Below are 26203 nucleotides of genomic sequence, written 5' to 3'. Positions count from 1 at the left end.
ACGCTTGACTTGGGTGCAATGCCGACGCCGCCTTTTCGAGATCCAGATTAATGTTTCATACTTCGATAATGCTGGTATAGTAATGAAATGGAAGAAGACATCGTTGTTCGCGCGCTCTCGGCACTGGCCCATCCGGTGCGTCTCCGCGTGTTTCGCGCCTTGGTCGTGTCAGGTCCACAGGGTTTGACGCCCGGCGTCATGCAGGAGGGACTGGGCGTCCCGGCAACCACCCTGTCGTTCCACCTCAAGGAGCTGGCAAGTGCTGGCCTGGTCAAGCAGGAGCGGGCCAGCCGGAACCTTGTCTACCGGGCATCGTTTGACCAGATGAATGGCCTGCTCGGGTACCTCACCGAGAACTGCTGCGCCGGCGCAGCATGCACCGTCGAACCCGGTCGGCAGGCCTGCGCCTGCTGACTTCCCATCCGGAGCCCACCATGAAGCGTTTCCACGTTCACACCCACGTCGAAGATCTCCAGGCGAACATCACTTTCTATTCCAGGTTGTTCGGATCTCCTCCCACACGCGTGGAGGCGGACTATGCCAAGTGGATGCTCGAAGACCCGCGCATCAACTTCGCCATCTCCACCCGGGGCGCGAAGCTCGGCATCGACCATCTCGGCATCCAGACCGATACGGAAGAGGAACTCGCGGAGATGAAGGCGCAGGCGCAGTCAGCCGATGTGGCTTTGCACGGTGAGGGAGAGACCACTTGCTGCTACGCCCGGAGCGAGAAGTACTGGGTGACAGACCCGCAAGGCGTCCCCTGGGAGCAGTTCCACACGCTGGGCACCATTCCCGTGTTCAGTGAAACGCACGTCGAGGCCGCTGAACCTTCGGCCTGCTGCGCACCTGCCACCCCGCGCGGCAGGCCGGTTGCCATTCCGGTGAGCGGGGCGAGAACCAGCCCATGCTGCTGAGGCGTCCGAGCCGATGCCCGAAACCGGCGAGCCACTGAACATGACCGCATCTCAACTGGCGCCTGGCGTCGGCCACATCTCTTCGAAGCCGGCCATCAGCCTCTTCGAGCGCTACCTGACCGTTTGGGTCGGCCTGTGCATCGTGGCAGGGATACTGCTCGGCCAACTCGCACCGGGCTTCTTCCAGGCCGTTGGTGCGCTCGAGGTGGCCAAGGTGAACATGCCTGTTGGCGCGCTCATCTGGGTGATGATCATTCCGATGCTGCTGAAGATCGACTTCGCAGCCCTGGGCCAGGTCAGATCACAGGTGCGCGGGATCGGGGTCACGCTCTTCATCAACTGGGCGGTCAAGCCGTTCTCGATGGCGCTGCTCGGCTGGATCTTCGTTCGGCACCTCTTCGCCCCGTGGCTGCCACCGGAGCAGCTCCACAGCTACATCGCGGGACTCATCCTGCTCGCCGCCGCGCCTTGCACGGCGATGGTGTTCGTGTGGAGCCAGCTGTGCCGGGGCGATCCGTACTTCACCCTGTCGCAGGTTGCGTTGAACGACACCATCATGGTGGTCGCCTTCGCGCCCCTCGTGGCCCTGCTGCTCGGCTTGTCCTCGATCACCGTCCCGTGGGACACGCTGCTCACGTCGGTGGGCCTGTACATCATCGTGCCCGTCATCATGGCCCAGGCGTGGAGAAAGCGCCTCCTGAAACAAGGCGCCGCCCACTTCCAGGCGGTGGCCGCCAGGCTGGGGCCGTTCTCCATCATGGCGTTGCTGGCAACGCTCGTCCTCCTCTTTGCCTTCCAGGGCGAGGCGATCATCGCGCAACCGCTGGTCATCGCGCTGCTGGCGGTGCCCATCCTGATCCAGGTGGTGCTCAATGCCGGGCTTGCCTACTGGTTGAACCGCAAGCTGGGGGTGCAGCATTGCGTTGCCGGCCCGTCGGCACTGATCGGCGCCAGCAACTTCTTCGAACTGGCGGTGGCCGCGGCCATCAGCCTGTTCGGTTTTCAATCCGGTGCCGCGCTGGCCACCGTGGTAGGCGTGCTCATCGAAGTTCCCATCATGCTGGCGGTGGTTGCGGCGGTGAACCGGTCGCAAGGCTGGTACGAACGTGGACTCAAAGGATCCTGACATGACCGACCTCACCATTTTCCACAACCCGGCCTGCGGCACCTCGCGCAACGTGCTGGGGATCATCCGGCATGCGGGCTTCGAGCCCACGGTGGTGGAGTACCTGAAAACGCCGCCCACGAAGACGCAGCTGAGAGCGCTCCTGGCGGATGCCGGCATGACCGTGCGCCAGCTGCTGCGCGAGAAAGGCACGCCATACGCCGAGCTGGACCTGGCCAACGCCAAGTGGACGGACGACGAGCTGCTCGACTTCATCGGGCAGCACCCCATCCTGATGAACCGCCCACTGGTGGCCACGCCGCTCGGCACCAGGCTGTGCCGTCCGTCGGAGGAGGTTCTCGAACTGCTGCCCGTTGGCAAGCTTTCACCGTTCACCAAGGAAGACGGCGACATCGTGGAAGACACGGGGGCGAGGCTGGGCTGATCTGGCGCCTTGCTCGCAATCACCATGCTTTCCGTCCGCATTGATCAGTTCGAGTTCGACGATCCTGGTAGCGAGGAGGCTGTCGAGATCGACGTGTCTCGCCAGTCAAAGTCCCCTTACCCAGACGTGACCTCCTTTGTCCGAGCGACGGTTGGTGTTCTGGCTGCCACCACGCTGGCTGAGCCAAAGCCCTTTCATCTCGTTCATGACCGGCGCCAGATAAGCGAGTACGTCAAGCGGTTTGCCAACATCGACATCCCGCTGCACGCAGACTGGCTCACGTACCAACTGGCAACGGAGTCCTGGGACCAGACGCACTTGGCCATCTGCGCGCCAGGGATCTTCATCAGATATCACTGGTCAACGAGCGCATGAGCAACTGGGCCGCCTCAATTCCATCCATCGAGCGGACGTCCCGAAGCCCTCGGCGTCGTGCCGCCGCTCATGTCAAATGTCAGGCCGCCTGAGACCCATGGTTCCTCGTCTTTCACGCTCGCTGGTGGCTGGCATCGTCGTCGCCATCTTCACGACACCCGCACTCGCCACTGCGCGGTGCCCGCCAGAGTTCGGTGAAAAAAGTGCCATTGTCGTAGGCGCCGGCTGGGTCGTGATAGCCGCAGGGTTCGTCGCGGGTGCAGCACTGATGCGCTACACGTTCCTTCGCTCGCGCAACCGGACTTGGGCCTTTCAGCTTGTCATCCTGCTCACTGGCATCGCGGGAATGGTTTTCACGTGGTTCATGGGCCTGCTCATTGCGCTCAATGGGTTCTTTCTCACTTGCTGAATGCGGCCTGCCCCTTCCTTCAAGCGGATCCGCCGAGGGCAGTCCGCTCAAGGCAAACGCCAGAGACGCTACAAATCAAACTGCGTCGGCATCATCACCACATCCCGGATCGTCATGCCGCGCGGCCGCGTCAGCATGAAGATGACGACCTCCGCCACCTCACTGGCTTCCAGCAGGCTGCCCGCCTCCCGGGCCTCCTTCAACTTCTCCGGCGGCCAGTCGGCCAGCAGCGCGCTGATGACCGGGCCGGGCGAGATGGCGCCCACGCGGATGCCGTGCTTGAAGACCTGGCGGCGCACGGTCTGCACGAAGCAGTTGACGGCCCATTTGGATGACGCATAGACCGGCTCCCACGGGGTGGGGAAGTGGGCGGCCAGGGAGCTCGTGACGATGATGTCGCCCGTGCCGCGCGCGATCATGTGCGGCAGCACGTCGTGCACGTTCTTCATCACGACGTTGACGTTCAGGTTCAACATGCGGTCGATGGCCTGGGTGTCGTTGTCGACCAGCTCGCCGCCCACATAGGTGCCCGCGTTGGCGTGCAGGATGTCGATCTGGCCCGCCAGCTTGAGCGCCCGCGGCACCAGGGTCGCGCAGTCTTTCGGGTCGAGCAGGTCCATGCGCAAGGGCACCACGGCGTAGCCGTGCTTGCTGACGAGCGCGGCCATCGCCGCCTCGTCACGGTCCACCAGCACCACGCGCGCGCCGGCGGCGAGCATGGCCTCCGTGCTGGCCAGGCCAATGCCCGATGCCGCACCGGTGACCACGGCCACCTTGCCTGTCAAATCACTTGCCACGATCTTTTCTCCTTGGGGAACCGTTTGGATGGACGGTCGTGCGTGGATCGCTACGACCTCGCGGGACTTGGCACGGCCAGCGCGCCCAGGCGGGCCAGGCTCTGGCGCCGGAATTCACTCGGGGTGGCGCCCTTCACCTCGCGGAAGCGCCGGTTGAAGTTGGCGACGTTGTTGAAGCCCACGGCGTAGCAGATGCGTGAGACCTGGTCGTCGCTGTGCATCAACAGTTCGCACGCATGCTGCACCCGCACCCCGTTGACGAAGGCGGTGAACGTGCTGCCCGAGGCCTTGCTGAAGTAGCGCGAGAAGCTGCTCTCGCTCATGTTCCAGCGCGCGGCCACCTCGGCCAAGGACAGCGGTTCGGTGTAGTGCGCATGCACGTACTGGACGATCTTGCTGATCGTCGCCCCCGCACCCGGGCTCACCCCCGCGGGCACGAGGCCGGCCGCAGGGTCGGACGACAGCAGGCGGTACTCCTGGCACCGTGCCAGCCGGCACAGCAACGCCGCGAACTCGGCGAAGCGCGCCAGCCCGTGGCTTTGCCTGATGCGATGGAACCGTTCCTGAACGTCGTCGCTGAGCCCGAAGAATTCGATGCCGTGGCGTGCCCGCTCCAGCAGCGGCCTTGTCTCTTCCAGCTCCTTGATGACCTGCATTCCAGCCCGAAGCGGCTCCTCGCGAAACTGGATCACCAGGCTGCGCACGATCAGGCCGCTGGGCGGCAGATCGGTCGATACCCAGTTGTGGGGCAACCGCGGGCCGGTGAGCACCAGGTGCCCGGGCTCGAAGTGCCCGGCGTAGTCGCCGACGAACGCACGCCCCCGCGCGCCGACGATCAGCTGCAGTTCATACTCGTCGTGGCAATGCCACCGCTCCAACGGCGTCGGGCTGCCATGCTCGACGCAATGGATGAACGCCGAGCCGCCCGGCGGCTCGTAGCCCAGCCGCGGGTCGCGGATCAGGTCATGCTCGAACTCGGGGGTCAGCTTGCGCCGGCTGTGTCCCATCACCCAAACTCCTCAACGTGCCGCATCGGCCTTGCGGGCGATACCGGAAGCACGCAACGATAGGCTGAGCGGCGAAACGGACCGGTACGGAATCGGTGGGTTCTGATACTTTCCTGCGCGTGCTGTCCGATGAGGCCGCGAAGCGATCACGCCGAGCCTTCTCACGCATCGGTGTCACGCTTTTTTTCCCTCTTTGGTAACGGTTCCAATTTGGTCGGATCCGCTGTCCTGCAGCCCAGGATTGTCGGCAAGCCAACTGACCGCGTCATCCTTGTAACGAGAGGTTCCGAGCGCGGGACACCGCCTGCGAGGCCCCTGCATGGCGCTGCGTCACCTGCAGCAGCGGATCTCAGGTCGCCCGCGCGGCGTTGGCATCATTTCTGCACTTGGTGCTGCAGGCGGGCATGACGCCGAGATGTGCGGGAGATCTCGGCAAGCGTCGTGTCGGCACCCAACCAAGAACGATCACAAGAGGTCTCGACCATGAAGTACCACGTCACCGTGAAACAGCCACGGTCACGCGCCGCGTTGGCATTGACGGCGCTGTTCTTCGCCGCCGCCCTGAGCGCCTGCGGCGGCGCCGGCAAGGCACCCGAGGACAACAGCGCCGCCCCGGCGCCCAACGCTGGCGAGCCGGTGCTGGAAGTCCCCGCACCCGCACCCTCACCGGCGCTGCCGGTCGGCGACACGCCGGTGGCCACGCCGTCGCTCCCGCCGCAGCAACAGCTGCCCGCCGGCGTCGACCTGAGCAACCCCGGCGTCGCGGTCAAGCCGCTCGCCGCAACATCGTCCTCGTCGGCGAACCAGGGCAGCAACGCCGCCAAGGCCATCGATGGCATCGCGACGACCCGCTGGGAAAGCGCGCATCAGAATGACGAGTGGATCCAGTTCGACTTCGGTGCCAAGACACCCCTCGGCTACGTGAAGCTCACCTGGGAGAACGCGTACGCCAAGGAGTATGCGATCGAGGCGTCCGACGACGGCACCACCTGGTACCAGCTGCGTTACGTGACCGGCGCCAAGGGCGGCACGGAGGAGTTCTTCAACCTCAACGCCAACGTTCGCCACATCCGCCTGCGCGGCATCGTTCGCGGCACGCAGTACGGCTACTCGTTGTTCGAGGTGGAGTTCAAGTCTCCCGGCAGCGACAACTCGCTGCCGTTGCTGGCCACCTCGGCAGAAAAGTTCCCACCCGCCGGCGCGCCGCTGGCGGCCGCACCTGCCGTGCAGGCGCCGCTCGAGATGGTGCAGTTCTCGCTGCCTGACGGCACGCTGGTCACCCGCTTCGGCATGGTGGGCCGGTCGCGCCACGCGCGCGAGCGCGGCGAGGAGTGGAACGAGATCGGCTACGGCGTCAACGACACCGTGGATGCCGCCGGCAAGCCTGTCGACAAGGGCCCGGGTGCGCACCTGAACTTCGTCGCCAACTACTTCAAGAACCGCACCTGGGGCGTCGAGTTCATCGACAACAGCAAGGTCGCCGGTGTCACCAAGCCGAAGCTGATCGTCAACCAGTATTACCAGCAGGCCCAGCGGGGCGGTGGCCACTCGTTCGTCCGCCGCTTCGACACCACGGGTGTCACGGGCTTCGGCTGGATGAGCCCCGGCGACCTGCTGGACGACTCGACGTATTCAGTCAACGACGCCGTGTGCCCCGTGGTGCCGAAACCGCCGGAAGGCGCGCTGCGCCGGCCCACCAGCGGCTACAACAACGTCATCGGCGCCAACGACGGCTGCAGCGTGGTGTTCGACGACTACCCCGCGCACGCCGGCCTCGTGGCCGACGCCAACGGCGTGCTCGTCCCCAACGGCGTGCGTATCGACTCGCGCGCGCTCAAGGTGGGCGATCCCCTCGAGTTCACGGGCTCGTTCTTCTCGTCGCGCGCGGCCATGGATGCCGTCGGTGACCCGGGTGCCGTGCGCTACTACACCAACGAGCTGACCTACGTGGTGGGCACGGGCCTGCGGCCCTGGTACGGCGTGCAGCCGCGGTTGATGAACGCGCCCTTGCCGGCCGAGACCCTGTCGGGTGGCGTGGGCTCCGTGTCGTACGACTACGCCGACAACGCGCAGTACATCTTCCAGCAGCCGCACAACAACATCGGCATGCAGAACATGCAGCGCTTCGTGGAAGGCCGCCGCTGGATCCACACCAACCTGTGGACGGGCGATCACACCGAAGCGAACAACGACCGGAACGAGGCGGCCATCGGGCTGCAGGGGCCGAGATTCAACCAGTCCTCGTGCTTCGGCTGCCACATCAACAACGGCCGCGGCGTGGCCCCGGCGGTGGTCAACCAGCGGCTGGACACGATGGCCGTGCGCACCGCGGCGATCGACGCCGGTGGCAAGCAGGTGCCCCATCCGACGTACGGCCTGGCCGTGCAGATGAACGCCAGGTCGCCGGCCACCGGCAAGGCGCAGGACTGGGGGATGGGCGTGCGGGTGGCGAGCTTCGACGTGACGACCGTCAAGCTCGCGGATGGCACGCCGGTGGAGCTTCGCAAACCGGCGGTCGCGTTCGACGGCCCGACACCCGCCGCGTTTTCGCTGCGCAGTGCCCAACCGATGATCGGCATGGGGCTGCTCGAAGCGGTGTCCGATGCCGAGATCCTGTCGCGCGTGCGCACCACGCCCGATGCAGACGGCGTGAAGGGCCAGGCGAACTACGCCTACGACCCGGAGACCGGTGCCGTGCGCCTGGGCCGCTACGGCTGGAAGGCGTCCAAGGTCAGCCTGCGGCACCAGGCCGCTGCCGCGGCGCTGCTCGACATGTCGGTGACGTCGCCCGTCTACCCGAACCGCGACTGCCTGGCCGGTCCGGCCAAATGCACCACGGCCAAGGTCGAGAAGGGCCTGACCGAAGAGAACCTGACCTTGATCACGCGCTACGTCCGCCTGCTGGCGGTGCCGGCGCAGCGCAGCATGGTGAGCGGTTTCCCGAAGGGTGTGTCACCGCTGTCGTACCTGGACGTCGACCCGGCGCAGGTCTCGGCCGGCGCGAAGGTGTTCGACACCATGCGCTGCACCGCCTGCCACGTCGCCACCCTGCAGACCGGCGAGGGCTCGGAGATGGCGGAAACGCGCAACCAGACGATCAAGCCGTACACCGACCTGCTGCTGCACGACATGGGCACCGGCCTGGCCGACAGCCTCACCGAAGGCCAGGCCGCCGGCAGCATGTGGCGCACCCCCGCGCTGTGGGGCATCGGCTACACCGAGCTGGTGGCGGCCAGCAAGAGCGTTCCGGTGGGCTACCTGCACGACAGCCGCGCCCGCACGCTCACCGAGGCCATCCTGTGGCACGACGGCGAAGGCGCGGCAAGCCGCAAGCGATTCGAGGCGCTGACCAAGGCCGACCGCGACGCACTGCTGGCCTTCCTGCGTTCGTTGTGAGTGACGCTTGCGGCGAAACACGCGACTTCGCAGTTGAGGCAAAGCGTTCGCCTGTGGCGGGGTAGGCCCAACACCACCTCGCCACAATCCCTGCACACCCGCTCGACCCCTTGGCAGATCGCGGGCAAGGAGCACAAGAGATGACCAGCCGAGTTGGGACGGGCGATCCGCGAGTCGACATTCACGCCTACGAGGAAAGCAGACGGGAGGCTGAATCGCAGTCACCACGGGCGAGAAGCAGCGAAAGATTTGCGAGCAACGGCTGGAACGAAACCGGCCTCAACTCGCTCCAGGCGTTGCAGCGAAAACGCCTGGCAGCGTCCGCCGAAGAGGCCACCACCCGCAGCCACTTCGATGTCTTCCCCAACGCGCAGGAGGATGAAATCTTCTATGACGCGGAGTCTTATCAAGCGTGGAGCGCCTCCAACGTCGCGAGCGAGTCCGCCTCATCCGCAAGCTCCGGTGTGACTTCGCCAGAGAAGAGCCTCATTGGAGACGTCGACAAAGAGGAGTACGAGGCGATGCTGCGCGACGGCATGCCGCAGTTGGAGGAGGAGGCACCGCTCGATGACCGACACGGTTCATTGCCGGAACAGCTTCCCCGCTCGTCACAGACCGGTCAATCGGGCGAAACAGCCAGCACGGCATCCCCACCGTCCAAGCGGTCGAAGGACCGCATGTCTCCAGCATTCCAGGAGCGCGTTTTCAAGTCGTATCAAGCCCACTTGAAGCAGCAGCGTCGCGACCTTCGCCACGGGATACTGCCCCCGCCCCTCAGGCCGACGCTGCCCGCCATCAAGGAGACCGGTCTTGAAGGTGAACTTGTCACGCGGCTGGAAGCCGGATTGAGCCGTGTCGGCGAAGCAAACAGGTTTCGCGAGAAGCAGCAGTTCGTGGCCGAGGCGCTGGACATGGCTTCGCGCCTCCGGCAGGAAGCCTCGGCCTACGCTTCGCGAGCCGAATCGCGTTCCGGGCGCAACGAAGCTGAAGAGTGACCGTCAGGCGCGACACCCGCGATCGAACCGCCCCTGTCAGAAGCGCAGGCGCGCGGTCAGCTGGGCGGACCGGGGTGCACCCGGCAGGTTCAGTTGCGGGCTGCTGCCGTGGCCCGCGACGATGTACTCGCGGTCCGTCAGGTTGAACACGTTCAGCTGGACGTCCACATCCTTGCCCCGCCACCAGACGGCCGCATCGAACTTCGTGTACGCGGGCAGCACGACGGTGTTGCCCGCGTTCGCGAACCGGTCACCCACGTAGGCCACTCCGGCGCCGCCGCCCCACCCGGAAGACAGTGTGTGCGTGGCCCACACGTTGGCCTGCTGGCGCGACGTCAACGTGGCGTGTTTGCCCTGCACCGGCTGGCCCGCATCCACGGCGATCGACTTCGTCATCTTGGCATCCAGGTACGCGTACCCGGTCACCAGCTGCCAGCCACCGCCCAGATCTCCGTTGAAGGAGGCTTCCAGGCCATCGGTTCGCTGGGTGCCCATGGGCACGAGCGTGTTGGTGGCCGGATCGGTGGTCTTGATGTTCGTGCGCTCCAGGCGGAAGACCGCCACGTTCAGCGACGCACGGCCGCCGAACAGGTCGAACTTCGCACCGACCTCGCGGTTGGTCGTTTCCTCGGGCTCGATCTGCGCGTTGTTGGCCGCCACCGGGAAGCTCTCACCGGACGGCTGGAACGACTTCGACAGCGACACGTAGTACGACTGCACATCGCTCGGTTGCCACACCACGCCCACGCGCGGGCTCACGGCGTTGTCGGTGCGGGCCAGGTTCGCCTGCCCGGCGCGGCGCTCTTCGGTGGCCTGTTCGAAGCGGTCGAACCGCACGCCGGCGAGGGCCTTCCATTGCGGGGTGAACGTCACGAGGTCCTGCACGTAGACGCCCGTGGTGTCCAGTTCGCCAACGTTGTTGGTGGCCGGGGCCGCCGTGACGAGCAGCGGTAGCACGGGCAGCACCGGGTTGAACAGGTCCACCGTCGCGACGTTGTTCTGGCTGCGGAACACCTGGTCCTTGTGCTGGCGGGCGATCTCGATGCCGTACAGCAGTTGGTGATCGACGCTGCCGGTGCGCAGCTTCTGCGTCAGTTCGGTCTGGTTGAAGAAGCCGTGTTCGGCACGTGTGACGTTCGACCGGTTCAAGCTGGCGGTGCCGGCCCCTTCGTTGACGGATCCCACCAGCGTGTTCTTGCGGTCGAGCACGTAGTCGTAGAAGCGGAATGCGTTGCGCAACGACAGCGTGTCGCTGAACCCGTGGGACAGCTCGAAGCCGGCCGATGTCACGCGCGAGCGCGACACATCCACGTCGCGCGCGTTGGCGGCACCGTAGTAGGCCCCCGGGCGCACGTTGACCGGCCGTCCCTGGTAGGCCGGGATGCCGAAGTCGGTGATGCGGGCATCTTCGAGGTAGTCGGCCTGCACCAGCAACCGCGTGGTGGGCGCGAGGCGCAGCAGCAGCGACGGCGCGAAGGCCGTCCGGTCGAGGAACTGCGGGTCGCGGTAGCTGTTGGCGCGTTCGATCGCACCGGTCACGCGGAACGACACCACCTCGTCGGGGTTCGCCTGCCCGTAGTCCAGCTGGGCGCGGCGCTGCTGCCAGCTGCCGAACTGCACCGTGAGTTCACCCACGTCGACACCCGGCTTCTTCGAGACACGGTTGACGAGCCCGCCCGACGAACCGCGCCCGTACAACACCGATGCCGGGCCCTTCAGCACCTCGATGCGTTCCACGTTCGAGAGGTCGCGGAAGTACAGCGCGTCGTCGCGCATGCCATCGACGAACTGGTCGCCGATGGCGCTGAAACCGCGGATGGTCACCTGGTCGCGCTGGCCGTCGCCGTGCGACAGGCCCACACCGGGCACGTTGCGCAAGGCGTCCTGCACCGACAGCACGGCCTGGTCGCGCAGCACCGGCGCCGGCACCACGTCCACGGTCTGCGGGATGTCGCGCTGCGGTGCTTCCACCTTCGTGGCGCTTCGCGCCGTGGGGGCGTGGTACGTCAAGGACTCCTTCGCCGCCTTGACCCGCACGGTCGGCAGGTCCGATGCCGGCGCCGTTTCGGCCGTCTGGGCAGCCGCGGACGCCGCGGCCAGCAGCAAGGAAAGAGAACTCAAGACAGGTCGGGTCATCACGTCAGGATCGCCAGGCAAAGCCGGCGATGATAACGCGATTGATTCTCATTGCAAAGAAATGTAGAGCCGATCGTGCCCCGGCTGGGGCAGGCATCAGATGCTTGCTTTGACCCGCATCGAGAGCGTTCGACCGATCAGCGCTGATGACGCCAGCAGCAAAGACAAGCCTGCCAAGACTTCAAACCAGATCGTCAAATTCGTGGCCAACGTGTGTTCTGAACATAGCGCCAGTGCGTAGTGCGCCAGCCCGTCGACACCCAGGGCGCCGTATGCCGCGACCAGCGCCAGGCCCAAGGCCTTCAACCTTGTTCTGTACACCAGCAAACCTGAAAGGCCAACGCTGGCTCCGGCGACCCAGGCCAGGTACACCTGCTCTCGGGTCAGCCACGACGGCATGCCGGGGTAGTAGGCGATGTACTCGGCGTTGTGTACAAAGTGCGTGAGGTTCGCCGCAAAGAAAATGACGAGGAGGAGCTGAATGTGTTTGGGCAGCGACGAGTGGTGCATTGCGATTTCTCTGATGCCGAACGTTGGGGGTAAGTGGCACCCGACAGCGCCGCTGATATGTCCGATTGACCAAAGGGCCAGCGTCAGGCACCCGTGCCCTCATGGGCAAGCTGACTCATGTTTGGCTCGGAGAGCCTGTAGCTGAGCCTTTCGGCAACTCGTTCAGCACCAAGGGCCTCGTAGAAGGAGATTCCTCGGGCGTTCGATGCTTTGACGGGCCAGTCGATGCGGCAGCAACCGTTCTCGAAGGCGTATCGAGCCACCCACGACATGAGCGCCTTGCCAACGCCCTGGCTTCTCTCCGACGCCTTCACGTACAGCTCTTTCAGCTGGCACTGCTTGCGCTTCTCCGCGGCGAAGTCGACAAGTGAATAAACCAGTGTGATGGCAGCCAGGCCAACCACACTGCCGTCGTTGCTCGAGGCCACCACCAAACGATGGGGCGATCCGACCGCCAGGAGGTTCTCGAGGAGGTGTTCTCGCACAACCTCCCGAGGGGCCACGGAACCTTCGTTGTAGAAGGTGTGCAGCTCGCGCAGCAGGTCTATCAGCGACTCATGCTGGGTGTCAGAGACTGGTTCAACGCGCATACGGTGTTCCTGGAGGCAGCGAGGCCCGACCTGCGTGTGCCGGGGCTCAAGTCTTCGCCGCGTCGCCCACCCCACCCTTGTTCAACACCTTGCGGATCAGCGTGACCGCCACCAGCACCAGCGCCCCGGCAATCAAGCCCACCACGGCATTGGCCAGCGGTTCGGCGAGCAGGCCCACCACACCGCCCTTGCCTTCGACGGCATGGGTGATGGCGTGGTGGAGCGGCGGCACGCCGTGCACGAGGATGCCCCCGCCCACGAGGAACATCGCCGCCGTGCCGGCCACCGACAGCGCCTTCATCAGGTACGGCGCGGTCGCGAGGATGCCGCGGCCGATGGCCTGGGCGACGCTGGACGCCTTCCGGGTCAGGTACAGCCCCAGGTCATCGAGCTTGACGATGCCGGCCACGAAACCATAGACACCGATGGTCATGGCCACGGAGATGCCGGCCAGCACGAACAGCTGCGTCATGAACGGCTGCGTGGACACCGTGCCGAGCGTGATGGCCACGATCTCGGCGGACAGGATGAAGTCGGTGCGCACCGCGCCCTTGATCTTGTCTTTCTCGAACGCCACCAGGTCGACGGCCGGATCGGCCACCGCGTGGGCCAGTTCCGCGTGGTGGGCATCGTCTTCAGCCTTGCTGTGCAGGAACTTGTGTGCGAGTTTCTCGAAACCCTCGAAGCACAGGAACGCACCCCCCACCATCAGCAGCGGCACCACGGCCCATGGGATGAAGGCGCTGATGGCCAGCGCCGCGGGCACGAGGATCAGCTTGTTGATCGCCGAGCCCTTGAACACCGCCCACACGACGGGCAGTTCGCGGTCGGCCGTGACACCGGCCACCTGCTGGGCGTTGAGCGCCAGGTCGTCGCCCAGCACACCGGCCGTCTTCTTGGCGGCCACCTTGCTCAGCACCGCCACGTCGTCGAGGACGGTGCTGATGTCGTCGATCAGGGCAAGCAGGTTGGCTCCGGCCATGGCAGTAGGGTATGGGGTTGCGAAGGCCCGCATCGTAGCGGATGCCGGCCCGCCCCCCCCCCGGTCAGGCCACCGAGAGGAACTCGACCCAGTTGCCGTCCGGGTCCGCCACGATGCCGATGGTGACGCCGGGGCGCAGTTCACGTTCCTTCGCGATGACCTTGTACCCGGCGGCCTCGACCTCGGCCAGCACCGCCGTGAGGTTGGTGATCGTGATGGTGAGGTAGCGGTAGCCGGTGGCGCCCTGGATGCCGCCCTTCGGTGCCACGTCAGGCGTGCTGTCGGCCACCACGAGCTTGAGCATGCTGTCGCCACACATCATCTGGTGCATCACGCCGGCACCGCCGGGCATGGGCATCTCGCGCAGGTACTGCAGGCCGAGCGTGTCGCGGTAGAACGCGAGCATCGCGGGGCCGTTCGTGGTGACAAGCCCGATGTCGAGCGCCGCTTTTTTCAGTTGCACACCCATGGCGGGACCGTTCCGGAAGTGGGGGGGCCCCCACCTTAGCAGCTGGAAGCCTCAGGGGCTGTCACTGAAGCGCACCGTCACGCGCAATCCGCCCAGCGGGGAATCATCCAGCGTCACGGTGGCGTGGTGGCGGCGGGCGATGGTCAGCACGATGGCCAGGCCCAGGCCGCTGCCGCCTTCGTCGTTGGACGCCCGGCGGTAGAAGCGGTCGAACACGCGCTCGCGCTCGTCGGCCGGGATGCCCGGGCCGTTGTCGTCCACCTGCAGCACCGGCGTGCCGGCCTGCACCATCACCCGCACCACCACGTGGGCACCCGGCGGGCCGTAGCGCAGGCCGTTGTCCGCCAGGTTGCGGGCCAGCACGCCGAGCGCCGTGCGGTCACCGGCCAACATCACCGGGGTGTCGGCCACGAGTTCCAGTTCGGAGCCGCGCGAGACGGCGTAGGGCACCGTGTCGACCAGCGCCTGCCGCACCACCTCGGCGAGGTCGAGCGGCTCCAGCGGCGCGGCGGCGGCCCCGGGTTCGCTGCGCGCGAGGGTCAGCAACTGCCCCACCATGCGGGTGGACCGTTCGATGCCCTCGCCGAGCGCGGTGATGGCGGCGTCCCGGCTGGCGTCGTCGGGTGCGCGCTGCAGCAGCTTGAGCTGCAGCGTGAGGGCCGTGAGCGGCGACCGCAGTTCGTGCGCGGCGTCGGCCACGAACGCACGCTGGGTGTCGAACGATTCGCCGAGCCGCACGAGCAGCGCGTTCAAGGCCACCACGAGCGGCGCCACCTCGTCGGGCAGGCCGACGGTGGGCAGGGGCGACAGCACGCGTTCGTCGCGTTGTCGCACGTCGGCCGCCACGCGGGTCAGCGGCGCGAGCGAACGCGCCACCACCCACCAGCCGAACAGGGCCAGCAGCGGCGCGAGGAACAGCAGCGGCAGCACGCTGCGCAGCGCGGCGTCGGCCGCGAGCCGCTTGCGGATCTGCACGGGCTGGGCCACCTGGATGACCCGGTCGCGCGTGGCCGTGCTGAACGTGCGCCACACCTGGCCCTGGACATTGACCTCGGCCAGGCCGATCAATGCCCGCGATGGCAGGTTCGGGTGGTCGCGCGTGGCATAGATGGTGCGGCCGTCCACGCTCCAGATCTGCACGACGAAATCGAGCTGCCCGTCGGCCAGCGCCTGGGCCTGGCTGGGGTCGATCTCGCCCTGGTCGCGCAAGGAAAGCGCCATTTGCCGCAGCTGGTAGTCGAACAGCGATTCGCTCTCGACGAGCACGTTGCGGTACGTGAAGCCGCCCAGCACCACCGCGGTGGCGGCGAGGATGGCCAGCAGCGCCAGCAGCAGGCGGAACCGGATGGAGTTCATGCCTTGGGCGCCGGGCCGACGAAATAACCCACGCCGCGCATGTTCTGGATGAAACCGGCCCCGAGCTTCTTGCGCAGCTGGTGCACGTAGACCGAGACGGCGTTGCTCTCGATCTCCTCACCCCAGCCATAGAGGCGGTCTTCCAGCTGCGCGCGCGACAGCAGCGCGCCCGGACGCAGCATCAACGCCTCGAGCACCGCGAACTCCCGGGCCGACAGCAGCACCGGCACCCCGTCGCGCGTGACCTGCCGCGTGGCCGGGTCGAGCGTGACCCCGCCGTGCGACAGTTCGGGCTGGGCGCGCCCGCCGTGGCGGCGCAGCACCGCGCGCAGCCGGGCGCAGAGTTCGTCCAGCTCGAAGGGTTTGACGAGGTAGTCGTCCGCACCGGCATCGAGGCCCTTCACGCGGTCGCCCAGCGCGTCGCGGGCGGTGAGCACGATCACCGGGGTGGTGTCCTCCCGCGAGCGCAGCTCGCGCAACACGCCGAGGCCGCCCTCGGCATCCGGCGAACCCGCCGCGCCGCCGGCCGGCAGGCCCAGGTCGAGCAGCACGGCATCGAAACGTTCACTGGCCAGCGTGGCCCGCGCCGAGGCCACGTCGCGCACCCAGTCCACCGCATAACCTTCCAGCCGCAGCGCGCCGCGCAGGCTCTCGCCGATCATCCGGTCGTCTTCCACCAGCAGCAGGCGCATCGAGGTACAGGGTTGGGTGTGAAGGGAAAAGCATAACGCCCCCGGGCGTGGGCCGTGTATCGTCGGGCTCCAGACCTTTCATTGACGGACATGACCCTGATGCCCCAAGCCCTGCGCAACACCCTGCTGTCGTTCCGCGACTTGCTGGCCACGGCCGGGCCGTTCGTGCTGATCGCCGCGGTGCTGCTGGGCGTTGCCTACTGGGTGCTCGACCCCACGCCGCCGAAGCGCGTGGTGCTCGCCACCGGCGTGGAACAAGGTGCCTATGCCGAGTTCGGCCGCCGTTACGCCGCGTTCCTGAAGGGCCATGGCATCACGGTGGAACTGCGCAACACCCAGGGGGCCGCCGAGAACCTGCAACTGCTGCGCGACGAGAATTCTGGCGTCGACATTGCGTTCGTGCAGGGCGGCGCCGACGCCGAACGCCCGGGAGAACCGGTGGAGGACGAGGAAGACCTGATGTCCCTCGGCAGCCTGTTCTACGAACCCGTGTGGCTGTTCTACCGCGAGGATTCGGCGCAACGCCTCGTGAAGGCCCCGCTCGTCAACAGCCTGTCGCAGCTGCAGGGCTGGAAGATCAACATCGGCGCGCCCGGCAGCGGCGTGCCCAACCTGATGGCCCGCCTCTTCGAGGCCAACCGCATCGATCCGTCGACACTGACGCTGCTGCGCAAGCCGCAGACGCCGGCCGTGGTCGATTTCCTCGAAGGTGAGATCGACGCCATCGTGTTCGCGTCCGCCCCCGAATCGGTGATGGTGCAGATGCTGCTGCAGACCCCCGGCATCAAGCTCTTCGACGTGGCCCAGGCCGACGCCTACTCGCGCCGCTTCCCCTTCCTGAGCGCCGTGACCCTGCCCCGCGGCGTGGTGGACCTGGCAGGCGACGTGCCGCCGGCCGACGTGCGGCTGATCGCCCCCACGGCCACGCTGGTGGCACGCGAAGGCACCCACCCGGCGCTGATCCAGCTGTTCATGCAGGCCGCGCAATCGGTGCACGGCGGTGCGGGCTGGTTCCAGCACAAGGGCGACTTCCCCACCGCCCGCGGCGCCGAGCGAAAACTGGCGGCCGAAGCGCAGCGCTTCTACCGCGCCGGCCCGCCGTTCCTGCAGCGCTACCTGCCCTTCTGGCTCGCCAACCTGATCGACCGCATGTGGGTGGTGCTCGTCTCCATCGTGGCCATCCTGATCCCGCTCGGCCGCGTGGTGCCTCCGCTGTACCAGTTCCGCATCCGCTCGCGGGTGTTCCGCTGGTATGGCCAGCTGCGTGCGCTCGAAAACGCCGCCGGCCAGCGCCCGGTGGAAGAACTCTCGCGGGAACTCGACGACATCGAGGCCCGCGTCGAAAACGTCAGCATCCCGCTCAGCTATGCCGACGAGCTGTACTCCCTGCGCAGCCACATCGACATGGTTCGCCGCAAGCTCAACGGGGTGACTGGCGAAGCCTAGAATTCCCGCTCAGCACACCGCACGGACATCCCCATGGACCAACGCACCTCCCCCATCCGCCTGCGCCTGCAACGTGTTCGCGACACCCTGGCCCAGCTGGGTGTCTCGGCGGTGCTCGTGCCGTCCGCCGACCCGCACCTGTCGGAATACCTGCCCGAACGCTGGCAGGGCCGGCAATGGCTGTCCGGGTTCACCGGATCCATGGCCACGCTCGTCGTCACCACCGACCGCGCCGCGCTGTTCGCGGACAGCCGCTACTGGGTGCAGGCCGAGGCCGAACTCGCCGGCACCGGCATCGACCTCGTGCGCATCCCCACCGGCGCCGCGGTGCACCACATCGACTGGATCGTGCAGCAACTTCCCCGCGGCAGCTCGCTCGCCGTGGATGGCAACGTGCTCGGCATCGCCGCCGCCCAGGCGCTGCACGCCGGCGTCGACAAGGCGGGCATCTCGCTGCGCACCGACATCGACGTGTTCGACACCGCCTGGCCCGACCGCCCTGCCCTGCCCACCGCGCCCGTCTACGAACACACGGCCCCACAGGCGCCCATGTCGCGCGCCGACAAGCTGCGCCAGGTGCGCGAGGCCATGGCGGCCCAGGGCGCGGCGCACCATTTCGTCTCCACCGTGGACGACGTCGCGTGGATCCTCAACCTGCGCGGCTCGGACGTCAGCTACAACCCGGTGTTCCTGGCCCACCTGCTGATCGGCCCGGCCTCGGCCACGCTGTACGTGGCCGACGGCAAGGTGCCCGGTGACCTGGCCGCCGTGCTGCAGGCCGATGGTGTGCGCTTGTCGCCCTATGCCGAGGCCGGCCCGTCGCTGGCCGCGCTGCAGGCGGGGGCCACGCTGCTGGTCGACCCGCGCCGCGTGACACTGGGCCTGCGCGAGCACGTGGGCAACTCCACCGCGGTGATCGAGGCCATCAACCCGAGCACGCTGTTCAAGAGCCGCAAGGGGGCCGCCGAAGCCGCCTTCGTGCGCGAGGCCATGGCCCAGGACGGCGCGGCCATGTGCGAGTTCTACGCCTGGTTCGAGCACGCCCTGGCCGACACCACCCGCACCGAACCCCTCACGGAACTCACCGTCGACGAACACCTGAGTGCCGCGCGGGCGCGCCGGCCCGGTTTCGTGGGCCTGAGTTTCCCCACCATCGCGGGTTTCAACGCCAACGGGGCCATGCCCCACTACCGCGCCACCGAGGCCTCGCACGCGGCCATCACCGGCCACGGCCTGCTGCTGATCGATTCGGGCGGGCAGTACGTGGGTGGCACCACCGACATCACCCGCGTCTGGCCCATCGGCAACCTGACACCGGCCCAGCGCCGCGACTACACGCTGGTGCTCAAGGGCACGCTGGCCTTGAGCCGCACGCGCTTCCCGCGCGGCACGCTGTCGCCCATGCTCGACGCCATCGCCCGCGCGCCCCTGTGGGAACACGGCCTCGACTACGGCCACGGCACGGGTCACGGCGTGGGCTACTTCCTCAACGTGCACGAAGGCCCGCAAAGCATCTCGAAAGCCATCCCCGAGGCCCACATGGCCATGGTGCCCGGCATGATCACCAGCATCGAACCGGGCCTGTACCGGCCGGGCCAGTGGGGCATCCGCATCGAGAACCTGGTACTCAACGTGCCGTGCGCGAACCCCGACGTCACCAACGAGTTCGGCGAGTTCCTCGAATTCGAGACGCTCACGCTGTGCCCCATCGACACCCGCTCCATCGACCCATCGCTGATGCGTGCCGACGAAGTGGCGTGGCTCAACCGCTACCACGCGGTGGTGCGGGAGCGGCTGTCGCCGCTGGTGGCGGGCGACGCCCTGGCGTGGCTGCTGGCGCGCACCGAGCCGATCTGATCACCAGCGGCGAAAGCTGCCCACGGCCTCGCGCAACGTGCCGATCTGCACGTTCACGGTGTCGTCGATGACCCGGCCGTAACCGCCGCCCATCGTCAGCACCGCGGGAATGCGGCGCTCGCGTGCCGCGGCGAACACCCGCCGGTCGCGCTCGGCCATGCCGGCCGCCGTCAGCTTCAGGCGGCCCAGGCGGTCGCCCTCGTGGGCATCGGCACCCGCCAGGTAGAACACGAGCCCCGGCAGTGCGTCGGCGTGGTGGGCCCACAAGCGGTCCAGTGCGCCGTCCAGGGCGTCGAGGTATTCGGCGTCGGCACACCCGTCGGGCAACGCCACGTCCAGGTCGCTCGCCTCCTTGCGGAACGGGAAGTTCTTCTCGCCGTGCAACGACAGCGTGAACACCGTGGGGTCGTCACGGAAGATGGCGGCCGTGCCATTGCCCTGGTGCACGTCGAGGTCGATCACGGCCACCCGCAGCAGGCTGCGGTGGTGGCGGCCCCATTCGGCCTGCATCAGCCGGGCGGCCACCGCGATGTCGTTGAACACGCAGAAGCCCCCGCCTTGCGCCGCGCCCGCATGGTGGGTCCCCCCCGCCAGGTTGGCGGCCACGCCCTGGGCCAGCGCAGTGCGTGCGGCGGCAATGGTGGCGCCCACCGAGCGGCGCGAGCGCTCCACCATCTCGGGCGACCATGGGAACCCGATCTCGCGCTGGCGGGCGGCGTCGAGCAGGCCCTCGGCCACGTCGGTGACGTAGCCGGGCGTGTGGGCGAGCGCCAGTTCGCCGTCGGTGGCTGCCGGCGCCACGCGCAGCTCGATCTCCGGCACCTCCACCGGCACCCGCTGGCGCAGCCGCCGGTACTTCTCCTGCGGGAACCGGTGCCCCGGCGGCAGCGGGAGCGTGAACTGATCGGTGTGGAAGGCCAGCATGGCCTGATTGTGCGGCGGGGCATGCGGCCGCGCCACAATGGCGCCATGGACGGAACCACCCTCTTGTTTTTCGTGCCGGCGTGCTTTGCGCTGAACATGGCACCCGGCCCCAACAACCTGCTGTCGCTGGGCAATGCCACGCGCTACGGCTTCGGCCGGGCCTGTGCCGCCGGTGGCGGGCGGCTGCTCGCGTTCCTGCTGATGATCGCGCTGGCCTCGGCGGGGCTCGCAGCGGTGCTGCAAACGTCCGAACGGTTGTTCACCGTCATCAAGGTGGCCGGTGCGCTGTACCTCTTCTGGCTCGCGTGGCAGCTGTGGCGAGCGCCCACCACCCCGTCGGCCGAGGCCACCACCCCACCCGCGCGGCTGGCCGCCCTGGCCCGCCAGGAGTTCCTCGTGGCGGCCGGCAACCCGAAGGCCATCCTGATCTTCACCGCGTTCCTGCCGCAGTTCGTCGACGCCGGCCGCGACGTCACCCCGCAGTTCGCGGTGCTCGGTGCGCTGTTCCTGGCGCTGGAGCTGGTGGCCATCGCCGCCTATGCGTGGATGGGGCTGCACCTGCGGCGCTGGTTCGCCACGCCCCGGGGCAAGCGCCTCTTCAACCGCACGAGCGGCACGCTGCTGGCAGGGGCCGGCGTGGGCTTGCTGCTATCGCGACGTTAGCCAATTTCACGAACGGCCCACTCAAGCCCATCCGGGAACCGCCGAAAACAGGGCGAACTGCACTCGCCCGCTTGACTGTGTCATCCCTCCACGCCCCCCTGTCCATCCTGGTCGTCGACGACCAGCCCGGCGTGCGCGTCGCCATGGCCGCCCAGTTGGATGCGATGGGCCACCGTGTGTTCGAGGCCGGGGACGCCACCTGGGCACTCGATCAATTCCAGCGCCACAAGCCCGACCTCGTGCTGCTCGACGTGGTGATGCCGGGGCACGATGGCTACTGGCTCGCCCGCAAGATGCGAGAGTGCGAGGCGGGGCACTGGACACCCATCATCTTCCTGTCGGCCCGCGACCAGGAGGAGGACCTGTCGCGCGGCATCGAGGCGGGCGGAGACGACTACCTCGTCAAGCCCGTGTCGGCCGTGGTGCTGGCGGCCAAGCTGCGTGCCATGACCCGACTGAAGGCGATGCAGACCCGCATCATCGCGGTCTCCTCGGAGTTGCGCGCGGCCAACGAGCGGCTGCAGCACATGACCGAACACGACGACCTGACCGGCCTCGTGAACCGCCGCGGATTCGACCGCCTGCTGCACGCAGAGATCGCCTCGGCGCGCCGCGAACAGCAGCCGCTCACGCTGGTGCTGTGCGACCTGGACCACTTCAAGCGCTACAACGACACGCTGGGCCACGTGGAAGGTGACCAGTGCCTGCGCCACATAGGCGCCATGCTGCGCCAGGCCTGCCACCGGCCGCGCGATCACGCCGCGCGCTACGGTGGCGAGGAATTCGCGCTGATCCTGCCGAACACGCCGAAGTCGGGCGCGATGATCTTTGCGCGGGCGCTTCGACGCATCCTCGCCGGCTCCGCCTTGCCCCACCCGGCGTCGTCCGTGGGGCCGCTCGTGACCCTGACCGGTGGCATCACCACCTGCATCCCCGACGGCGACACCACGACGGAGGGCATGGTGACCCGGGCCGACGAGGCGCTGTATGCCGCGAAGGCCCGGGGCCGTGACCGATTCTTCAGCTTCGAGATGCAGTTGGACACCGTGGAGCAGTTGGCGTTGTAGGGCGCCAACCCGCCCCACAGTCACCCCGGCGAACGCCCACTGCTGTCCGGGGAAAGTTTGAGCGCTGAGCGGTAAGTTGTTGCGGGGGTTGGTGATTCGGGATAAATCCCGGAGCGCCAACTGAATCAGCAACAGGACCGCGCAACATGCGCAAAGTAAGCCGAATCAGGCAGAGGGCCTGATCCTGAGAGACCGGCTCTGCGCAAACGCCAATGCGTTTCCCCGCACAGCCCTGTCGTCCCGAGTAAGCCGAATCAGGCAGAGGGCCTGATCCTGAGAGACCGGCTCTGCGCAAACGCCAATGCGTTTCCCCGCACAGCCCTGTCGTCCCGGCGCAGGCCGGGATCTCCACCTTCTCGCTCAACAGCAGCGTTCCCGTGCACCGCTGGAGATCCCGGCGTTCGCCGGGATGACCGAGATTTTCCCCGGACAGCAATGGGCGAACGCCGGGGCCCACTGGTCGCTGCGAGTTGAGTTTTCTCTCGGGCGAGGCCGCGCCGGGTCTCGGCCCGGCAGCCGAGTCCCTTCTCTTTCTGGTGAAAAAGAAGGAACCAAGAAAACACCTCAACACCAGCTTCCCAGACCTTTGCCCAGGCGCTTCGGCTGAGCGGGACTCGCTCGGTGGACGCCGAGGACTCGATGATGCCAGGACGTCTCTCCAAGCCCTGACGTCCGGGGTTTGCCTTCCCAGGCTCCGCACCACCCGTGCCACTCGCGTCACCCTGGACGGGTCTCCGGCTTGGTCATCGATACAGCCTGGCACTGCGCACCGAGGGCCTCGTCGTTCGTCCGCCCCCGAGACGCGAGCACCGCAGCAGTCTCAGGCGGCGAAGCCGACTGGGACCGCTCGCAGCGAATAGCGAGCCCGGAGGACCGGGGTGACGGATGTGGATCCCGGACGGCAGCGCCCCTTCGCCTGGACGATAGCGGAGTGTGGCGCAGCACGAACAAGAGCCCCGTCAGGCGTCATCTCCCTTGAACTTGCTCAACTGCTTGAACATCAGCGGGGCAATGAGGGCGATGGCCGCCAGCGCCAGCAGGATGGCCGAACTGGGGTGCCTGAAGAACACGAGGCTGTCGCCCAGGCTGATCTGCAGCGCGCGCCGGAACTGGTTCTCGGCCATGGGCCCGAGGATCAGCCCCACGATCATCGGCGCCACCGGGTAGTCCCAGCACCGCATCAGGTAACCCACGACACCGAACACCACGAGCATCATCAGCTCCACCGGCGACGGGTTGGCCGCCAGCGTGCCCATCGCGGCGAACAGCAGGATGCCCGCATACAGCCACGGCTGCGGCACCTTCAGCAATTGCACCCACAGGCCCACGAGGGGCAGGTTCAGCACCAGCAGCATCAGGTTGCCGATGAAGAAGCTGGCGATGAGGCCCCACACCAGGTCGGCGTTGGTGACGAACAGCAGCGGGCCGGGCACGAGCCCGTACTGCTGGAAGCCGGCCAGCAGCATGGCCGCGGTGGCCGACGTGGGCAACCCCAGCGCCAGCAGCGGCACGAGCGTGCCGGTGGCCGCCGCGTTGTTCGCGGCTTCCGGGCCGGCCACCCCTTCGATGGCACCCTGGCCGAACTGGTCGGGTTTTTTCGCGAGCTTGCGTTCCAGCGTGTATGACAGCAGCGTGGGCACCTCGGCGCCACCGGCCGGCAGTGCCCCGATCGGGAACCCGAGGCTGAAGCCCCGCAGCCACGGCTTCCACGACCGCTTCCAGTCATCGCGGGTCATCCACAGTGAACCGCGCACGGCCTCGATGGTTTCCCGCACACCATGGAAGCGCGACGCGGTGTGCAGCGTCTCGCCCATCGCGAACAGGCCCACGGCGAGCGTGGTGACCGACACCCCGTCGAGGAGCGACGGCACGCCGAACGCGAGCCGGGACTGCCCTGTGAGCTTGTCGATGCCCACGAGCCCGAGCACGAGGCCCAGAACCAGGCTGGTCACGCCCCGCAGCACCGACGTGCCGAACGTGGCCGACACGGTGACGAACGCGAGCACCATCAGCGCGAAGTAGTCCCACGGGCCGAACTGCACAGCCAGGTCCACGAGCCACGGCGCCAGCGCCGCGAGCCCGAGGGTGGCCAGCGTGCCGGCCACGAACGACCCGATGGCGGCGGTGGCGAGTGCCGGCCCGCCCCGCCCGGCGCGGGCCATCTTGTGGCCCTCGATGGCGGTGGCGATGGACGCGGCCTCACCCGGCGTGTTGAGCAGGATGGCCGTGGTGGAGCTGCCGTACATGCCGCCGAAGTAGATGCCGGCGAACATGATGATGGACCCGGTGGGGTCGAGCTTGAAGGTCAGCGGCAGCAGCAACGCCACCGTGAGCGACGGGCTGATGCCCGGCAGGATGCCGACGAGCGTGCCGAGCAGGACGCCGATGCCGGCGAACAGCAGGTTGCCCGGCTGGATCGCGACGCCGACACCCTGGGCGAGGAGCGTGAAGAGTTCCATCGAGTGCTCCCCGGATCAGGTGGCCGCGCCAAACAGCGCACGTTCGAGCGGGCCGGCCGGCAGCGACAGCGACAGGCCCAGCGTGAAGAACGCGTAGACGGCCAGCGCGAGCACGAAACCGATCAGCGGCGACTTGAGCCGGATGGGCTGGCCGAAGGCCGCAGCCGTGGCCACGAACAACCACGTGGCGCCGAGGACGAACCCGCCGCCCACCTGCAGCCACACGATCAGGCCCACCAACCCGCCCATCACCCACGCCAGTGCGGCCTTGTTGCCCTTTTCGCCCGGCGTGAACGCCACGGCGCGGGCTTTCCACGCCGCAGCGAGGTGAGCCACGCCCAGCACGGCCAGCAGCACCGCCACGAGCCGCATGGCGGCGGTGGGGCCCACCCCCACGGCCTGTGGCGGCGGCAGGTTCGTGGCGTCGACCAGCAGCGTCACCGCCAGCGCGAGCAGGAACGCGCCGACCCCGGCCAGCGCGCGCCAGCCCGGGCCGTTGGAGGCTTCGGCACTCACTTGACGAGCCCGATGGTGGTCAGCACGTCCTTCACACGCGCCTGCTCGCTCTTGAGGAACGTGGCGAACTCATCGGCGCCCAGGTAGGCGTCGTCCCAGCCCCGGGCCTTGAGGATCTTTTCCCATTCGGGCGACTTCAGCGCCTTCGAGATGGCCGCGCCGAAGGCCTGCTTCTGGGCCGGCGTGATGCCCGGGCCCGCGACGATGCCGCGCCAGTTCACCAGCTCGACGTCCATGCCCTGCTCCTTCAGCGTGGGCACGTCGGCCCCGGTCACACGCTTGCCCGTGGACACCCCGAGCGCACGCAGCTTGCCGGCCTTGATCTGGCTTTCGAACTCGTTGTAGCCAGACACGCCAGCCGTCACGCGGCCGCCCAGCATCTCGGCCAGCGCTTCGCCGCCGCCCGAGAACGGCACGTAGTTGAGCTTCGACGGGTCGCCGCCGGCCGCCTTGGTCACCAGCCCGGCGAGGATGTGGTCGGCACCACCGGCCGAGCCTCCCGCCCAGACGACCTTCGAGGTGTCGGCCTTCAGCGCGGCCGCCAGGTCCTTCAGCGTCTTGTGCGGCGAGTTCGCCGGCACCACGACCACGAGCGGGTCGCCCGTCAGCCGGGCGATGGGGGTGACCGAATCGAGCCCCACCTGCGACTTGTTGGTGAGCACCGCGCCCACCATCGTGATGCCCATCGTCATCAGCTGGTGGCCGTCGCCCTTGGCGTTGTTGACGAACTGGGCAAGGCCCACGGTGCCGCCGGCGCCCGGCACGTTGACCACCTGCACGCTCTTCGAGGCGCCGGAGGACGTCAGCACCTGCTGCAGCGAGCGGGACGCGCTGTCCCAGCCGCCACCGGGCGCCGCCGGGGCCAGGATCTTCAGGTCGAGCGGGGCCTGTGCAAACGCCGGGCTGCCCAGGACGGCAGACAGCACGGCGGCGGAAACGAACGTACGGCGGCCGAGACGGAAAGAGGTGGTTTGCATGGCGTTTTTCTTTCGAAGTGAAAACCGTGACGAAGTCGTCATTCTGGCGGAGGCGTGAATTTGCCTCATCGCGGGAACTACGGGGGAATCCCGTTGGTTCATTGAATTGCTTT

The 26203-nt window shown here is 67.5% G+C and carries 25 protein-coding genes; 12 read left to right on the top strand and 13 right to left on the bottom strand.

Annotated elements, in window-relative coordinates; all coding sequences use genetic code 11:
- The first annotated feature begins 87 nt into the window (after positions 1-87).
- The 6 genes from ASC87_RS04575 (at position 88) to ASC87_RS04550 (ending at position 3251) form a co-directional block, all read left to right on the top strand.
- A complete protein-coding gene (locus ASC87_RS04575) occupies positions 88-414 on the top strand; it encodes a helix-turn-helix transcriptional regulator (protein ID WP_056657383.1) in 327 nt (108 codons plus the stop codon).
- A gap of 20 nt (positions 415-434) precedes the next feature.
- Positions 435-917, top strand: a complete 483-nt coding sequence (locus tag ASC87_RS04570; RefSeq protein WP_056657380.1) for an ArsI/CadI family heavy metal resistance metalloenzyme — start codon at positions 435-437, stop codon at positions 915-917.
- A 40-nt stretch (positions 918-957) separates the two neighbouring features.
- Positions 958-2043: an ACR3 family arsenite efflux transporter gene (arsB, locus tag ASC87_RS04565; RefSeq protein WP_056657475.1), complete on the top strand. Its 1086-nt coding sequence runs from the start codon at positions 958-960 to the stop codon at positions 2041-2043.
- Position 2044: 1 nt separating this feature from the next.
- Positions 2045-2467 carry an arsenate reductase (glutaredoxin) gene (gene arsC / locus ASC87_RS04560; protein WP_056657377.1) on the top strand — a complete coding sequence of 141 codons (423 nt, stop codon included), beginning with the start codon at positions 2045-2047 and terminating at the stop codon, positions 2465-2467.
- Positions 2468-2476: 9 nt separating this feature from the next.
- Entirely contained in the window at positions 2477-2842 is a 366-nt protein-coding gene (locus ASC87_RS04555; RefSeq protein WP_056657374.1) for a hypothetical protein, read from the top strand.
- 97 nt (positions 2843-2939) lie between these two features.
- Entirely contained in the window at positions 2940-3251 is a 312-nt protein-coding gene (locus ASC87_RS04550; RefSeq protein ID WP_157603843.1) for a hypothetical protein, read from the top strand.
- Between the two features lie 68 nt (positions 3252-3319).
- On the opposite strand, the gene ASC87_RS04545 is transcribed toward ASC87_RS04550, so the two are convergent.
- Positions 3320-4048 (bottom strand): SDR family oxidoreductase, encoded by a 729-nt coding sequence (locus ASC87_RS04545; RefSeq protein WP_056657368.1) that lies wholly within the window; start codon positions 4046-4048, stop codon positions 3320-3322.
- A gap of 50 nt (positions 4049-4098) precedes the next feature.
- Entirely contained in the window at positions 4099-5055 is a 957-nt protein-coding gene (locus ASC87_RS04540) for an AraC family transcriptional regulator (RefSeq protein WP_056657365.1), read from the bottom strand.
- A 483-nt stretch (positions 5056-5538) separates the two neighbouring features.
- Here ASC87_RS04540 and ASC87_RS04535 point away from each other — a divergent pair, with 483 nt between their 5' ends.
- Together ASC87_RS04535 and ASC87_RS04530 are read left to right on the top strand one after the other, a co-directional pair.
- The gene (locus tag ASC87_RS04535; RefSeq protein ID WP_056657363.1) at positions 5539-8451 is read left to right on the top strand and encodes a di-heme oxidoredictase family protein; all 2913 of its coding nucleotides are present in this window, start codon (positions 5539-5541) and stop codon (positions 8449-8451) included.
- Between the two features lie 140 nt (positions 8452-8591).
- The gene (locus ASC87_RS04530; RefSeq protein ID WP_056657360.1) at positions 8592-9446 is read left to right on the top strand and encodes a hypothetical protein; all 855 of its coding nucleotides are present in this window, start codon (positions 8592-8594) and stop codon (positions 9444-9446) included.
- Positions 9447-9482: 36 nt separating this feature from the next.
- Here the strand turns inward: ASC87_RS04530 and ASC87_RS04525 are convergent, their stop codons facing one another.
- The 7 genes from ASC87_RS04525 to ASC87_RS04495 form a co-directional block, all read right to left on the bottom strand.
- Positions 9483-11567 (bottom strand): TonB-dependent receptor, encoded by a 2085-nt coding sequence (locus tag ASC87_RS04525; RefSeq protein WP_369820732.1) that lies wholly within the window; start codon positions 11565-11567, stop codon positions 9483-9485.
- A 111-nt stretch (positions 11568-11678) separates the two neighbouring features.
- Positions 11679-12092: a hypothetical protein gene (locus ASC87_RS04520; RefSeq protein ID WP_056657354.1), complete on the bottom strand. Its 414-nt coding sequence runs from the start codon at positions 12090-12092 to the stop codon at positions 11679-11681.
- An 83-nt stretch (positions 12093-12175) separates the two neighbouring features.
- On the bottom strand, positions 12176-12682 hold the full coding sequence (locus tag ASC87_RS04515; RefSeq protein WP_056657351.1) for a GNAT family N-acetyltransferase: 507 nt from the start codon (positions 12680-12682) through the stop codon (positions 12176-12178).
- 46 nt (positions 12683-12728) lie between these two features.
- Positions 12729-13664 carry a DUF808 domain-containing protein gene (locus ASC87_RS04510; RefSeq protein WP_056657348.1) on the bottom strand — a complete coding sequence of 312 codons (936 nt, stop codon included), beginning with the start codon at positions 13662-13664 and terminating at the stop codon, positions 12729-12731.
- A 64-nt stretch (positions 13665-13728) separates the two neighbouring features.
- Positions 13729-14133, bottom strand: a complete 405-nt coding sequence (locus tag ASC87_RS04505; protein ID WP_056657345.1) for a VOC family protein — start codon at positions 14131-14133, stop codon at positions 13729-13731.
- A 51-nt stretch (positions 14134-14184) separates the two neighbouring features.
- On the bottom strand, positions 14185-15489 hold the full coding sequence (locus ASC87_RS04500) for an ATP-binding protein (RefSeq protein WP_056657341.1): 1305 nt from the start codon (positions 15487-15489) through the stop codon (positions 14185-14187).
- Entirely contained in the window at positions 15486-16181 is a 696-nt protein-coding gene (locus ASC87_RS04495; RefSeq protein ID WP_056657338.1) for a response regulator, read from the bottom strand. Before ASC87_RS04495 ends, ASC87_RS04500 begins: the two co-directional genes overlap by 4 nt.
- 99 nt (positions 16182-16280) lie before the next feature.
- On the opposite strand from ASC87_RS04495, the gene ASC87_RS04490 reads away from it, so the two are divergent.
- On the top strand, positions 16281-17627 hold the full coding sequence (locus ASC87_RS04490) for a TAXI family TRAP transporter solute-binding subunit (protein ID WP_056657472.1): 1347 nt from the start codon (positions 16281-16283) through the stop codon (positions 17625-17627).
- A 33-nt stretch (positions 17628-17660) separates the two neighbouring features.
- Positions 17661-19484 (top strand): aminopeptidase P family protein, encoded by a 1824-nt coding sequence (locus tag ASC87_RS04485; RefSeq protein ID WP_056657335.1) that lies wholly within the window; start codon positions 17661-17663, stop codon positions 19482-19484.
- Here the strand turns inward: ASC87_RS04485 and ASC87_RS04480 are convergent, their stop codons facing one another.
- Complete coding sequence (locus tag ASC87_RS04480; RefSeq protein ID WP_056657470.1) at positions 19485-20408, bottom strand: histone deacetylase; 924 nt, start codon at positions 20406-20408, stop codon at positions 19485-19487.
- A 45-nt stretch (positions 20409-20453) separates the two neighbouring features.
- On the opposite strand from ASC87_RS04480, the gene ASC87_RS04475 reads away from it, so the two are divergent.
- The gene (locus tag ASC87_RS04475; RefSeq protein WP_056657467.1) at positions 20454-21071 is read left to right on the top strand and encodes a LysE family translocator; all 618 of its coding nucleotides are present in this window, start codon (positions 20454-20456) and stop codon (positions 21069-21071) included.
- A 71-nt stretch (positions 21072-21142) separates the two neighbouring features.
- Positions 21143-22138, top strand: a complete 996-nt coding sequence (locus ASC87_RS04470; protein ID WP_056657331.1) for a diguanylate cyclase domain-containing protein — start codon at positions 21143-21145, stop codon at positions 22136-22138.
- Positions 22139-23097: 959 nt separating this feature from the next.
- On the opposite strand, the gene ASC87_RS04465 is transcribed toward ASC87_RS04470, so the two are convergent.
- From ASC87_RS04465 to ASC87_RS04455, 3 genes are read right to left on the bottom strand one after another with little or no spacing between them, the layout of a single operon-like run.
- The gene (locus tag ASC87_RS04465; protein ID WP_056657328.1) at positions 23098-24597 is read right to left on the bottom strand and encodes a tripartite tricarboxylate transporter permease; all 1500 of its coding nucleotides are present in this window, start codon (positions 24595-24597) and stop codon (positions 23098-23100) included.
- A gap of 15 nt (positions 24598-24612) precedes the next feature.
- Positions 24613-25113 carry a tripartite tricarboxylate transporter TctB family protein gene (locus tag ASC87_RS04460; RefSeq protein WP_056657324.1) on the bottom strand — a complete coding sequence of 167 codons (501 nt, stop codon included), beginning with the start codon at positions 25111-25113 and terminating at the stop codon, positions 24613-24615.
- Complete coding sequence (locus ASC87_RS04455; protein ID WP_056657321.1) at positions 25110-26090, bottom strand: tripartite tricarboxylate transporter substrate binding protein; 981 nt, start codon at positions 26088-26090, stop codon at positions 25110-25112. The genes ASC87_RS04460 and ASC87_RS04455 overlap by 4 nt, the downstream gene beginning before the upstream one ends.
- Between the last annotated feature and the right edge of the window lie 113 nt (positions 26091-26203).

This window comes from Rhizobacter sp. Root1221, from assembly GCF_001425785.1.
Classification (GTDB): Bacteria; Pseudomonadota; Gammaproteobacteria; order Burkholderiales; family Burkholderiaceae_C; genus Rhizobacter.
Note: the sequence above shows the minus strand (reverse complement) of the source record. Positions and strands in the feature narration are given on the sequence as shown.